Genomic DNA, 12,185 nt, shown 5'->3' with positions numbered 1-12,185 from the left:
GTGTGCAGCGCGTGTGCCCCGGACACCGGCATGCCGTCGGTCAGGAACGCGACATCGATGGCTTCGGACGTCAGATCGACATGGGTATCGGTCAGCGTCACGGTCGGCCGCACGTCCGGAAACCGGTTCACAAAGCGATCGAGCAACGCGCTCAACTGGCTGAGCCCGAACGCGACCGGCGCGGCGATGCGCAATGCGCCTTCCGGCTTGCTGCCCATCGCCACGAAACAGCCGTCGATGTCGTCGATCGCATCGAGAATCCGCTCGACGCGCGCGAGGTACAGCTAGCCGATTTCCGTCAGCGACTGGTGGCAGGTGCTGCGTTGAAGCAGGCGTGCCCCAAGGCGCGTCTCGAGCGCATCGACCAGCCGGCTCGCCATCGTCGTCGACACGCGCAGCCGGGTTGCCGCCCGGCGAAATCCGCCTTCCCTTGCCACCGTCACGAATGCCCGAATCGATTGAAGTTGGTCCATTTGTCCGGATTCCCCTGCGCGGTCGACTGGACGGAGCGCACCGGAAAGCCGTCGCTGCCCCAATGCGCATTGGGGTTACCGTGAATTCCAAGGACTCTTTTCATTTCAAGTGTGAAGTTGGGTGAACTGTGAGCGCATGCATTAATCGTAACGGCGACATCAATCTGAAAAAAGATGCCAAAATACCCCTCAGAATCCCATTTGTAGGACAATGACTGTATGGAAGATCTCAGTGACCTCGCATATTTCGTCCAAGCTGCCGAGCATGGCGGCTTCGCCGCCGCCGAGCGCGCCACCGGGATCCCCAAATCCAAGCTCAGCCGCCGAGTCGCCGAGCTGGAGGCCAGAATGGGTATCCGGCTGATCCAGCGCAGCACGCGGCGATTCGCCGTGACCGAGATCGGGCAGCGCACCCTGCAACATGCGCGCGCCATGCTGGCCGAAGCCGAGGCTGCTCTGGCCCTTTCCGCTGAGTACGCCGCCGCGCCGCGCGGCCCTGTCCGCCTTTCATGCCCGCCTGCATTGCTGCAAAACGCGGTGGCTGACATGCTGGCGAAATTCCTGTGCACCTGGCCCGAAGTCGTGGTTCGCGTCGAATCGACCAATCGCAAGGTCGATCTTTGGCACGACGGCGTCGATGTGGCGCTACGCGTCCGGTTTGCCGCGCCAGACGGCACCATGCGAACCACGCATGCCGACGAAATCGTCAAGCCGCTGGCGCGCAGCTCACACGTGCTGGTGGCCGCGCCCGTGCTGATGACCAGCGCCGCTCCACCCACAATCCCGGCAGACCTGGCACGTCTACCCACGCTGGGCTTGGGCAATTCGACGGACGAAAGCTATTGGACGCTGATAGGCCCGGCTGGCGAGCGCGCCGAAGTGCAGCACACGCCCCGCCTGGTGGCCAACGATGTCGGCTCGCTATTGGTTGCGGCGCTGGCGGGCGTCGGTTGCGCGTCACTGCCGCGCGAACTGGTGCATTCGGCCCTGATCGATCGCCAACTGGTCGAACTGCTGCCCGGTTGGGCCCCCCCTGCAGGCATCGTGCAAGCCGCATTCGCTTCGCGCCAAGGTATGCGGCCAGCGGTGCGCGAGATGCTGGATTTCCTGGCAAAGGAATTCGAACGGTTGGCAAGCGAAGGACGTTACCTGCCGATCGAATGAAGTCTCCGTCTCCTGTCGAGCCCGACGGTCGAACGCCTGAAAGCCCGGCAACTGCAGGAGCCTATCGGCATGCTTCCGGCTGTTCGATTCCAGCACGCACCGCGTGCCTTCCAGCACGTTTTGCAACCGTTGGTCCAAGCAATGTTGTTCCCGTCCATCGACTCTCAGACAAAGGCCGGCGAGCGCGGAGAAACGAAATTGCTTGCTGACGGTGAGTAGAGAATTGTTCCTGCGTGGCGCCGGTGCCGAGAGGGGTGACTAGTGTTGAAGTTAATAAATAGTGCCAATGGTGTTCGTTCGTGCGCTAATCGTGTCCGGTAATTGCGCTAATGCGATGCGGCGAAGGTCAAACTGCGGAACTGAACAGCGGCAGGTCGTTGACGAGGTGTTTCCACGAGGGGCGCTGAATTCCATACGAGTTTGCTCATGAACAAGAAGACAATAAATTCCAGGTGGTGAACATGGATCATGTCTTTCATGGCGAGTGATCCTCCACACTATCCTCGTCAGGTCGAGGCGATCCGTTCGGACTCTTGTTCGCGATGTTGGTAAAGCATATTCCATCCCCCATCAGGATGGCATTCCACGATCTGCTCCAGGTTTGATTATCAGGAAATCATCCATCATTCGACTCCTGCATTTATCCGCAAAGTCATTGGCAAGTATTCTGTCTTCGAGAAAATCCTTCGATTGGGATTCGGTTATTTCGTAATGTTCCTCGCAATCAATCATGCCATTGCTGACTGGAATCGATAGATAGTGCGCGCCTGAGTCCAGTTCAACTCCTATCGAGTACCTACCTTCCCTGGAGAAGTAAATATCATTGAATTTCATGCGTACACTTCAACCGATGTCAATTTGATTTGCAGTGTATTGCAAAGGGGATATGCTGCCCGCAATTTCTCATTAAAACTCGAAACTCTATTCATGTGACGGGCGCCTGAAATCTCGAAGCACAATCCCCCTGACGAACCTACACACCCGAACGGCTTCATAGGCGGCGGATCGCAGACGTATTTCGCCTCTCAACTAGGCATTCGCATCAGGCACACGCGTAGACGCTTGACAAGCTCTGGATCATTGACGCAATCGACAGGTCGAATTCCGTCGAGTGCCGGCACATTCGAATCAATCCATTTTTTGGCCGATTTCGGGCCAGCCACCCAATAGATTGTATAAGCAAGATCAATATGGCCGTTGAGATCGGTAGCCAACTCCCTGACTTCCGGGAGATCGATGTATTTGGCAAATAAACTGGAGAACCGTTCCCAGGATTCATCTCCTCCGTAGTATTGCTCGAGTTCAATCATTGGAGTCCTCCAAATGAAATTGGATGGGTGCCACATGGGCGGCGGGCGAATGGCGCCAAAATGCCGCCGCATCCATCTCTTCGCGAATCCGCGACCGATGCCACATCAGCCGCCCCCCGCTCTCGCCCCCTGCCGCAACAAGCACGTTATATTCTCCTCCCAGGCAACGCAAAGCAACACGCGTCGCATCGACAGACGACAACCCGTCATCGCCGCATTGCCGACGCGCTTCTTGACCCCGGGAGACCGAGAAAAATGGACCACGCGCAGTACTTCAGCCAAAGCTCGATTCAGGCCGCGAATCTTCGTCTGCACTATCTGACGCAGCTACTGCGTGAGCAGACCGGCTCGATCGTCCAGTACGGCATCCTGCGGGGATTGCCCATCGGCGTCAGCCACTGGGCGGAAGTCGCGGTGGGCGGCTACCTGCTCGGCACGTACGAGATCGCCGTTTGCGCGATTCTCGAAGCGCTCGGATCGCCCGAAAAGGTGCTGGTCGACCTGGGGGCCGCCGACGGGATTTTCGGCATCGGTCTGGTCCGGAACAACGTCTTCGCCCGCAGCGTGTGTTTCGAAATGGACGAGCAGCGCCGCCAGGCTATCCAGCATCGGGCCGCGGAGATGGGGCTGGCGGACCGGGTCGCCGTGTTCGGCCAGGCCGATCGCAACCTGCCCGCCGTCCTGGCGGAGCACGGTGGCGATCCGGCCGAACGGGTCATCCTGTGCGATATCGAGGGCGCGGAGTTCGAGCTGTTCGACAATGCGCTGCTGGAACAGCTTTCCGGCAGCCAGGTCATCATCGAAATCCACGATTTCCTGCTTGCCGACCCGGAGCAAGCCGCTCGCGCGTTCGACGAATTGAGCCAGCGCGCCAGCGAGCATTTCCACGTGTACGAGATTCGCGACGGGTTGCGGGACATTCGCAACATCCCGCTGCTGCGCCACTGGTCGGATTGGGATGCATGGCTCATGTGCGTCGAGGCGCGTTACCGGATGATGCGATGGATCTGGCTCGAGCCGAAAAGCCAGCCGCGGCGTTCCGGTCATGACATCGACCGGCTGATCCTCGACTATCAACGCCGGATTTTCACCACCTGATGCCTGAGAACGGGCGCGCCTCGGAACACGGCGCGCCCGGTTGCCGCGACATCACACGTATCGCACGGCGATATCCGACACGATAGACACGTCGGCCCCCCGCTTGAGCGCGGCGATGATTTGCACTGAAGCAAGCCGAGCCGGGCATGCCGGCGGCCGAACTCGGCCAACTCCGCAAACATCTGCTTGCACCTCGACAACGGCCCTTGACGTCAATCCTGCTCATTGATGTTCGGATAGTCCTCGAACGTCTCCTTGATCAGATGGCGGAGCCAGACGTTGGCTGGATCGGTATTCAACCGGGAATGCCAATGCTGACGCAGGGCGAACGGCGGCAGTTCGACGGGCGGCGGCAACATCCTGACGGTACCCAGTTTCGAGAAGACCTTGCCCAGTTCCAGCGGAACGGTCGCGATGAGGTCCGGTTGTGCATCGATCAGATGCGGCACGGCCAGGAAATGCGGCGTGGTAAGAAAGATGTTCCGTTTGATGCCATAGGCGTCGAAGGCACTGTCGTACGCTGCGCTGGCCCGCCCCGTCAGAGAGACGACGATTTGCGGCATCGCTTCGAATTGCTCACGCGTCAGTGTCTTGCCGATCTTCCGGTTTCGCACGCTCACCAGCGTCACGAGCGAATGCATGAAGAGCTGCTGCTGATACAGCCCTTCCGGCGCAGCGTGAATCGAGCCAAGCGCCAAATCCGCTTCACCGGAGGACAGCATCCCTTCGATCTGTTCCAGCGGCCCCTGTACCGAGCGCAACGTACAGTGCGGCGCCATCTTGCGCAGCCGGCGGATCAACGGCGGCAGAAAGACGAGCTCCCCCATGTCGGTCATGCAGAGCACGAAAGCACGCCGAGCCGTCAGCGGGTTGAAGCCCGCCTCGGCTACGACGTTCTCCCGAATCGATGCGATCACTTCCGAGATGGTGCCGCCTAATTGATCGCCCTTCGCCGTGGGCATCATGCCTTCCGCCGTCTTCACGAATAGCGGGTCTTCGAAGAATGTCCGAAGGCGGTTGAGCGCGTGGCTCATCGCGCCCTGCGTCAGCCCGATATCCTGCGCCGCGCGCGTCACACTCCGCTCGCGGAACAGGGCTTCGAACACGACCAGCAGATTCAGATCCAGGTCTCTGATATGCATGGCGTGCATTGTCTCCATTAATGGCATTAGCTTGACGCATCATCACGTCGATCCTATCTTGCCGTCAAGCGCCCGACGAGCCGGCGCAGACAAGAAATCAAGGAGACGAGCATGTTCATCCAGAACACGTGGTACGTGGTCGCGTGGTCTCACGAAGTCGCATCCGATGCGCTCTTTTCACGCGTCGTCATTGGAAAACCGGTGGTGATGTATCGCAAGGATGACGGCGGCATCGTTGCCCTTGAAGACCGGTGTTGCCATCGCGGTGCGCCGCTTTCCGTCGGCCGGCGCGAAGGCGATTGCGTGCGCTGCATGTATCACGGACTCAAGTTCGACAGCGCCGGCGTATGCGTTGAAGCACCCGCTCAGCAGCGCATTCCGCCGCGCGCGAAAGTCAGGAGTTACCCCGTCGTCGAGCGGCATCGCTGGATCTGGATCTGGATGGGCGATCCCGCGCTTGCCGACCCGAGCACCATTCCCGACACGCATTGGGTCGACGATCCTTCATGGCGCAGCCTGCCCGGGTACATTCACTATCACGTCAACTACCTGCTCATCTGCGACAACCTGCTCGACTTCTCGCATCTGCCCTTCGTTCATCCGACGACGCTCGGCGGCTCCGAGGACTACGCGAAAGTGCAGCCTAAGGTCGAGCGTATCGAAAACGGCGTGCGCATCACGCGCTGGGTGTTGGATACCGATGCGCCGCCGTTCGCGGCGGCTGTCAAGGGCTGGCCCGGAAAGGTGGATCGATGGAATATCTACGACTTCACCCTGCCCGCCATTCTGCGCATGGACTCGGGCATGGCGCCGACGGGTACGGGCGCGCGCGACGGCGTGCGTGTCGATGCGGCGGAATTTCGCGGATGTCAGGCGCTGACGCCCGAAACGGAAAGTTCGACGCATTACTTCTTCGCCCATCCCCACAACTTTGCGATCGATAACCCTGAGGTCACCCGCTCCGTTCACCAGTCCGTCGTCGATGCATTCGATGAAGACCGGGACATCATTACGGCGCAGCAAAGAAACCTGGCACTCGACCCCGGCTTTGAAATGACGCCCTTCGGTATCGACTCGGCGCTTTCCCAGTTTCGCTGGGCCGTGAAAGCCCGTCTGGAAGAAGAAGGCGAGGCCCGAACACAGGCCGGTGCGGAGCGCTGACATGATCGAGATGAAGGTGACGGCGCTGCGGATCGAGGCCGAAGGAATCGTCGGGGTCGACTTGCGTCCCGCTGACGGCGCGCCGCTTCCGCCGTTCGAGCCGGGCGCGCATGTCGATGTTCATCTACCCGATGGCATGACGCGTCAGTACTCGTTGTGCAACGAGGCGTGGGACAGGTCGCGTTATTGCCTCGGGATCGGCCGATCCGCGACGTCGCGAGGCGGGTCGGCCTACGTTCATGAACGGCTGCGACTCGGCGACACGCTGATGATCGGCAAGCCGCGCGCACTGTTCGGGTTGTCGCCTGTCGCGAAGCGGCATCGGTTTATTGCAGGCGGCATCGGCATTACGCCAATACTCGCGATGATCCGCTGGTGCGTGCGTCACGAACTGCCGTGGGAGCTCCACTATTGCGTTCGTTCGCGTGCCCATGCGGGATGGATGGACGAACTGCGCTCGTTCGGCGGGCCGGTGCACGTGTACGCCGACGACGAGAACGCAGGGTCTCTTCCGCACGACGTCGGCGCGATGATGCGCGATGTGTTTCCCGATGAGCATCTTTATTGTTGCGGACCGGCAGGTCTGATGGACGCCGTTGCGGCACAGGGCGGACACGCAGCGCTCTCGCCGGAGCGGCTTCACTTCGAGCGATTTGCTGCGCCCGCCCAAAGTGAGGAAGTCGCGGAAAACGGATCGTTCTCCGTCGTGCTTGCCCGACAGGGTCTGCGATGCGTTGTCGAGCCTGACGAATCGATTCTCGAATGTCTCGAGCGCCACGGCGTACGGGCGGCGCATTCGTGTAGAGAGGGCCTGTGCCGGAGCTGCGAAGTTGCGCTGCTGTCGGGCGAGGCGGACCATCGCGACTATGTGCTTGACGACGACGAGCAGAAGGCGAATCGATCGCTGATGATCTGTGTTTCGTGCGCCAGGTCCAGCGAGTTGGTGATCGATCTCTAGGCGTCGAAGCGCACGTTCAAACGCTTCCGACAGATGGATGAGGCATTCGCAGCACCGTCACTAGTGAGCCACGCTACCAGGGTACCGTGGCTCACGGCTGCTGGCCGTGAGATGGTTGACGACGGAACCTGGTTCAGAATAGTATGCGCGCATACTATTTATAAAAAAGGAGCAGGCATGTGGACAGTTGAGGTCACAGGCGAATGTGCCGCGACACCGGCACAGGTCTTCAGCGTCCTGGCGGAGCCGGAGAAATGGTCGGAATGGAACGAAGGTGTCCTGAGCATCGAGATGCACGGGTCGTTCCAGGCAGGCACGACGGCGGTGATGGTTCTGCCGGACTCGACGAGGTTGCCGTTCCGCTTCGCGTGGGTTGAGGCTGACAAGGGCTTCGAGGATGTCACCGAAGTACCGGACGCTGGCGTGGTTGTTCGCGTTCGTCACGAACTGTCGCCGACCGAGCGCGGCACGAAGATCACGTATCGCTGCGAAGTCGATGGACCCGAGCCGGTAGCCGGGACGGTGGGTGCGGCTGTCACGGCTGACTTCGCAGACGTGATCGCTGCCCTTGGTTTGCGGGCGGAGCAGCTGGGTGAGTGAATCCCTTCACCCTGGCGAAAGTCCGGGACTTCTACTATGGCGAGCGACGCTGGGCTGGCAGCGTCGTATTACCGCCGCGCTGAAGCCGTTGGGGCTGACGCACGTTCAATTCGTCCTGCTGGCCAGTACCTGGTGGATCACACGCGTTGCCGGGGAGACGCCAAGTCAGCGCCGCGTTGCCGAGCACGCCAATACCGACCCGATGATGACCTCGCAGGTCCTCCGTGTACTCGCCGAGCGAGAACTGCTGACGCGAATGCCTGATCCATCTGATTCGCGAGCCCGGATCATCGACATCACGCCCGCGGGCGCAGACCTCGCCGTTCGGGCGGTGAAGGTTGTCGAAGATGCAGATCGTGCCTTCTTTGAAGTCGTTGACGACCAAGAGGCGCTGATAGCCGTGCTAAAAGCGCTGGGTCGATGATTCATGCCAATGCGGCGCTTTGGCCTCGTACCGCTAAACGTCCTTTATTTACGGTTTTCTCAAGCGCCTCCTTACCCACCTCGACTTTGCGCCGGCCCGATTGCACGCCCAATCACGTCGAACCGCTCGCACCATGCGCGACGACGGCTGGCGCGTCCGCATCCCTGCATCGAGAGATCGCCTGTCGTGAATCGATGCGCATGCCGCGACGCAAACGCGTCGGTCTCTTCCAGTTAACGCACGATGCGTCAGTGCGGCCCGCAGTACTTGAGTCCCGCTGCATCGAGCTGCCTGAGCTTCGCGTACAGCGTGGTGCGCGAAATACCCAGCTGCCGCGCGGCGGCCGACACATTGCCGTCGTGCTCGTCGAGCGCCCGGCGGATGGCATCGAGCGACTGCTCGTGCAGGCTGGCCTGCGGACTCGCAGCCGGCGTCGTGCCGCAGACATCGGCTGCGTACTCGAGCGTATCGGACTGGCGCGGCGTCGTCGCCCGATCGAGCGGCGCGCGCACGGTGCGCACCCAAACGTGACTGCCGTCGTCACGCGCGATCCGCTGCGGCGTGCGCGACGGTGTCAGTAAACGGCGCTGTTGCGCAGGCGTCGCGCCGGGAAACAACTGCCGAACCTCGCACGCGCCGACCGGCCCGGACGGTGCGAGATCGAGCATCTGGCGCGCCAGGCGGCTCACCGCGCGCACGCGGCCCGTTTCGTCGAGTGCGACGACGCCGGCGAGCGGCGTGCCGAGCCAGCGCGGATCGTATTGCACCTGCAGCAAATGGCAGTCGCGCAGCATCGCATACAGCCGCTGCTCGGCGGACAGTGCCGCATGGCGGAACTGTTCATGCAGCAGCACGACATTGCGTCGCCCGATGCCGGTGATGTCGAGCGCGCCGATCACCTCGCCGTCGAAGCCGACCAGCGGCACCGCGAGACAGAAGACCTTCGACAGTTCGTCAAGATAGTGCTGGGCGCCCGCGACGACAGCCTCCGCACCGTCGTGAATCACGCAGCTCGGCGCGGTCGTGCCGATGTTCGGCTCGACGATCCGGCGCCCGGCAACGATCGGCGTCAGCAGCGCTTCGTCGCACTGTGGGCTGCGTCGCACATGGACGACCGTGCCGCGCGGATCGACACAGAAGATCGTCCAGTCGCTGCCGCCGAACGCGGCCCACAGCGGTTCGATTTCTTGCGCGACGCAGCGGTACAGCCGCCGGCCGGCGCGCGAGTCATCGAGCTCGCCGAGCATTTCGTAGTGGGCGGTTTGCCACGGCAAGAGCCCGGCGTCGCGCGAACGCAGCCACGAGCGCGCGACGCTGGCCGGCAACGCCGTCTCCGGCAGCGGCTCACCCGCCGCGAAGCGGGCGCGGAGCCGGTCGAGGTCGACGGGCCGTGAAAGGGAGTCGGAGGCCATCTTCACGCTGCGTTCCATTTGGGGTCGAATGTCCGGGCCGGGCGTACCGGCCCGGCGTGTCGCGCGAATTCGCAATATAGCCCAGGGTCCGAAACAGCGTGTTTTCCACGGGGGCGCCGCCGCGTGTGGTCGACTCGGGGTCGCCCATGGCGGCGGCACCCCGCGCTCAATGCGGCAAACGCAGGATCGGCTTGAGCGTCAGGCCGTTGCTGCTGTCCTCCGCTGCCTGGTTGATCTGCTCGAGCGGGTAGAACTTCACCAGGCGGTCAAACGGAAACCGCCCTTGCAGATGGAGCTGCACGAGCTGCGGAATGAACGTCTGCGGCACGCTATCGCCTTCGACGATACCGCGGATCGTGTGGCCGCCGAGCAGCAGGCTGTTCACGTCGAATTCGGCCTTCGTGCCGAGCTTCGGCGCGCCCACCACGCCCATCGTGCCGCGCGAGCCGAGCGCGTCGATCCCTTGCGACAGCACGGCCGGCAACCCGGTCGATTCGAGCGCGAAGTCGACGCCGCCGCCGGTGATCTCGCGAATCGCGTCGACGACGTTGACTTCCTTGCTGTTGAGCGCGTGCGTCGCGCCGAGCTCCAGGGCCAGCGCGAGCCGCGACGGGACGATGTCGACGGCGATGATGGTGCTGGCGCCCGCAATGCGGGCGGCCATCACGGCGCTCATGCCGACCGCGCCCGCGCCGAAACTCGCGAAGCTGCTGCCCGGACGCACCGCGAGCGAATGAATCACCGCGCCGGCGCCGGTCTGGATCCCGCAGCCGAGCGGCCCGAGCAGTTCGAGCGGCGCCTCCGTCGGCACCTTGATCGCATTGTTCTCGCGTGCGAGCGCATAGCTCGCGAACGACGACTGCGCGAAGAAATGATCGTGCAGCGGCTGTCCGGATGCGTCGCGGATCGCGGTCTGTCCATCGGCGTCGGCGCCGCCGAAATTCAGCGGAAAGAACTGCCGGCAGTACGCGCCGTGACCGCCGACGCACGACGTGCAGTGGCCGCACGCGCCATAGGTGAGCACGACGTGATCGCCCGCGGCGAGCGTCTTCACGTTCGGGCCGACCGCCTCGACCACGCCGGCGCCCTCGTGACCGAGCACGGCCGGCAGCGGCACCGGGTAGTACTGGTCGCGCACGATCAGGTCGGTGTGGCACAGGCCCGTCGCGACGACGCGCACCAGCACCTCGTCGCCGCGCGGCGCACGGATCCGGGCGGATTCGATCGAGAAGCGTGCGCCGGCGGCGCGCGCGACGGCTGCGGTCATCACGCGTGTATCGTTTTCGGTGTACATGGTCGGTCTCCTTGTCAAAGCGGGTACAGCGGCGCTTCACCCTTGATCGTCAGCCACTGCCACTGCGTGAATTCTTCCCAGTTCGCGCTGCCGCCGATGCTCGAGCCGTTGCCCGATGCGCCGACGCCGCCGAACGGATTGATCGCTTCATCGTTGACGGTCTGGTCGTTGATATGCAACAGCCCGGTGTTCAACCGCTCGCCGATCCTGAGCGCGCGGCCGACGTCGGCGGACAGGATCGCCATCGACAGGCCGTATTCGCTCTGGTTCGCGAGCGCGATCGCATCCTCGTCGGTATCGAACGGCACGACGACCGCGACCGGCCCGAAAATCTCGTTGTCGAACGCCGGATTGCCGGGCGCGACGCCGCTCAGCACGGTCGGCTCGAAGAACAGGTCGCGATGGCCGCCGCCCGTCTCGACGCGTGCGCCGGCGCGGCGGGCCGCGTCGACCAGGCTCGCCGCGTGGTCGCGCTGCGCGGCATTGATCAGCGGGCCGAGGCCGACGTCCGCGGTCGCGGGGTCTCCCACCCGCAGACTTTGCGCCTTCTCGACGAGCTTCGCGACGAAGCGGTCGTGAATCTTGCGCTGCACGAGCACACGGCCGGTCGCCATGCAGATCTGGCCCTGGTGCAGGTACGCGCCCCATGCCGTGTTGGCGACGGCGCGCTCGAGATCGGCGTCGTCGAGCACGATCAGCGAGTTCTTGCCGCCGAGTTCGAGCGATACCTTCTTCAGGTGGCGGCCCGCCGCTTCGCCGACCTTGCGCCCGGCCGCGGTGGAGCCGGTGAACTGGATCATCGCGACGTGCGGATCGGCGACCAGCGCCGCACCGGCCGCGCCGTCGCCGGGCAGCACGTGCAGCACGCCTTCCGGCAAGCCGGCGAGCTCGAACACGCGGGCGATCGCGACACCGCCGCTCACGGCAGTGCGCGGATCGGGCTTCAGCACGACTGCATTGCCGAGCGCGAGCGCCGGCGCGACCGCGCGCATCGCGAGGTACAGCGGGAAGTTGAATGGCGAGATCACGCCGCCCGCCAACTAGCGAACGCTACCAAGACCGTCCCCCAGCTTTCCACGATCACGCCGCGCTGGCTGACCCACTTGCTGCAATGGGTGCCGGTCGAGGCCGGCATCTATCGGCTGAACC

13 protein-coding genes and 1 pseudogene are annotated in these 12,185 nt (G+C 63.1%); 6 read left to right on the top strand and 8 right to left on the bottom strand.

Annotation, left to right across the window (positions count from 1 at the left end):
* Together G3N61_RS39860 and G3N61_RS39855 are read right to left on the bottom strand one after the other, a co-directional pair.
* A partial coding sequence (locus G3N61_RS39860) for a LysR substrate-binding domain-containing protein (protein ID WP_241018051.1) occupies nt 1–218 on the bottom strand: 218 nt, incomplete at its 3' end.
* Nucleotides 219–284: 66 nt separating this feature from the next.
* On the bottom strand, nt 285–473 hold the full coding sequence (locus tag G3N61_RS39855; RefSeq protein WP_241018048.1) for a LysR family transcriptional regulator: 189 nt from the start codon (nt 471–473) through the stop codon (nt 285–287).
* A gap of 219 nt (nt 474–692) precedes the next feature.
* Between G3N61_RS39855 and G3N61_RS35245 the strand changes: the two genes are divergently transcribed.
* Nucleotides 693–1,637: a LysR substrate-binding domain-containing protein gene (locus G3N61_RS35245; RefSeq protein WP_205824672.1), complete on the top strand. Its 945-nt coding sequence runs from the start codon at nt 693–695 to the stop codon at nt 1,635–1,637.
* Between the two features lie 570 nt (nt 1,638–2,207).
* On the opposite strand, the gene G3N61_RS35240 is transcribed toward G3N61_RS35245, so the two are convergent.
* Together G3N61_RS35240 and G3N61_RS35235 are read right to left on the bottom strand one after the other, a co-directional pair.
* Nucleotides 2,208–2,471, bottom strand: coding sequence for a hypothetical protein (locus G3N61_RS35240; protein ID WP_205824671.1), 264 nt, complete (start codon nt 2,469–2,471; stop codon nt 2,208–2,210).
* Between the two features lie 191 nt (nt 2,472–2,662).
* Nucleotides 2,663–2,947, bottom strand: a complete 285-nt coding sequence (locus tag G3N61_RS35235; RefSeq protein WP_205824670.1) for a hypothetical protein — start codon at nt 2,945–2,947, stop codon at nt 2,663–2,665.
* Nucleotides 2,948–3,202: 255 nt separating this feature from the next.
* Here G3N61_RS35235 and G3N61_RS35230 point away from each other — a divergent pair, with 255 nt between their 5' ends.
* A complete protein-coding gene (locus tag G3N61_RS35230; RefSeq protein ID WP_089454447.1) occupies nt 3,203–4,045 on the top strand; it encodes a hypothetical protein in 843 nt (280 codons plus the stop codon).
* 212 nt (nt 4,046–4,257) lie between these two features.
* On the opposite strand, the gene G3N61_RS35225 is transcribed toward G3N61_RS35230, so the two are convergent.
* On the bottom strand, nt 4,258–5,187 hold the full coding sequence (locus G3N61_RS35225) for a LysR family transcriptional regulator (RefSeq protein WP_205824669.1): 930 nt from the start codon (nt 5,185–5,187) through the stop codon (nt 4,258–4,260).
* Nucleotides 5,188–5,298: 111 nt separating this feature from the next.
* On the opposite strand from G3N61_RS35225, the gene G3N61_RS35220 reads away from it, so the two are divergent.
* From G3N61_RS35220 to G3N61_RS35205, 4 genes are all read left to right on the top strand, one after another.
* Complete coding sequence (locus G3N61_RS35220; RefSeq protein WP_205824668.1) at nt 5,299–6,348, top strand: aromatic ring-hydroxylating dioxygenase subunit alpha; 1,050 nt, start codon at nt 5,299–5,301, stop codon at nt 6,346–6,348.
* A 1-nt stretch (nt 6,349) separates the two neighbouring features.
* Entirely contained in the window at nt 6,350–7,306 is a 957-nt protein-coding gene (locus G3N61_RS35215; RefSeq protein WP_205824667.1) for a PDR/VanB family oxidoreductase, read from the top strand.
* 177 nt (nt 7,307–7,483) lie between these two features.
* Entirely contained in the window at nt 7,484–7,906 is a 423-nt protein-coding gene (locus G3N61_RS35210) for an SRPBCC family protein (RefSeq protein WP_205824666.1), read from the top strand.
* Nucleotides 7,899–8,330: a MarR family winged helix-turn-helix transcriptional regulator gene (locus G3N61_RS35205; protein WP_205824665.1), complete on the top strand. Its 432-nt coding sequence runs from the start codon at nt 7,899–7,901 to the stop codon at nt 8,328–8,330. The genes G3N61_RS35210 and G3N61_RS35205 overlap by 8 nt, the downstream gene beginning before the upstream one ends.
* A gap of 248 nt (nt 8,331–8,578) precedes the next feature.
* Here the strand turns inward: G3N61_RS35205 and G3N61_RS35200 are convergent, their stop codons facing one another.
* The 3 genes and pseudogenes from G3N61_RS35200 to G3N61_RS35190 all read right to left on the bottom strand — a co-directional run.
* Nucleotides 8,579–9,742 carry a helix-turn-helix domain-containing protein gene (locus tag G3N61_RS35200; protein WP_241018049.1) on the bottom strand — a complete coding sequence of 388 codons (1,164 nt, stop codon included), beginning with the start codon at nt 9,740–9,742 and terminating at the stop codon, nt 8,579–8,581.
* Nucleotides 9,743–9,908: 166 nt separating this feature from the next.
* A complete protein-coding gene (locus G3N61_RS35195; protein ID WP_205824663.1) occupies nt 9,909–11,036 on the bottom strand; it encodes an NAD(P)-dependent alcohol dehydrogenase in 1,128 nt (375 codons plus the stop codon).
* A 14-nt stretch (nt 11,037–11,050) separates the two neighbouring features.
* Nucleotides 11,051–12,067, bottom strand: a pseudogene (locus G3N61_RS35190) (aldehyde dehydrogenase family protein); the annotation flags it as partial.
* Nucleotides 12,068–12,185 lie beyond the last annotated feature (118 nt).

This window comes from Burkholderia sp. Ac-20349 (assembly GCF_017104865.1).
GTDB lineage: Bacteria > Pseudomonadota > Gammaproteobacteria > Burkholderiales > Burkholderiaceae > Burkholderia > Burkholderia aenigmatica.
This window is presented reverse-complemented; position numbering and strand designations above follow the sequence as displayed.

Bases quoted from the DNA above. Each gene is read 5' to 3' on its own strand.
- G3N61_RS39855 (WP_241018048.1), bottom strand. From the start codon at position 473: ATGGACCAACTTCAATCGATTCGGGCATTCGTGACGGTGGCAAGGGAA.
- G3N61_RS35245 (WP_205824672.1), top strand. From the start codon at position 693: ATGGAAGATCTCAGTGACCTCGCATATTTCGTCCAAGCTGCCGAGCAT.
- G3N61_RS35240 (WP_205824671.1), bottom strand. From the start codon at position 2,471: ATGAAATTCAATGATATTTACTTCTCCAGGGAAGGTAGGTACTCGATA.
- G3N61_RS35235 (WP_205824670.1), bottom strand. From the start codon at position 2,947: ATGATTGAACTCGAGCAATACTACGGAGGAGATGAATCCTGGGAACGG.
- G3N61_RS35230 (WP_089454447.1), top strand. From the start codon at position 3,203: ATGGACCACGCGCAGTACTTCAGCCAAAGCTCGATTCAGGCCGCGAAT.
- G3N61_RS35225 (WP_205824669.1), bottom strand. From the start codon at position 5,187: ATGCATATCAGAGACCTGGATCTGAATCTGCTGGTCGTGTTCGAAGCC.
- G3N61_RS35220 (WP_205824668.1), top strand. From the start codon at position 5,299: ATGTTCATCCAGAACACGTGGTACGTGGTCGCGTGGTCTCACGAAGTC.
- G3N61_RS35215 (WP_205824667.1), top strand. From the start codon at position 6,350: ATGATCGAGATGAAGGTGACGGCGCTGCGGATCGAGGCCGAAGGAATC.
- G3N61_RS35210 (WP_205824666.1), top strand. From the start codon at position 7,484: ATGTGGACAGTTGAGGTCACAGGCGAATGTGCCGCGACACCGGCACAG.
- G3N61_RS35200 (WP_241018049.1), bottom strand. From the start codon at position 9,742: ATGGCCTCCGACTCCCTTTCACGGCCCGTCGACCTCGACCGGCTCCGC.
- G3N61_RS35195 (WP_205824663.1), bottom strand. From the start codon at position 11,036: ATGTACACCGAAAACGATACACGCGTGATGACCGCAGCCGTCGCGCGC.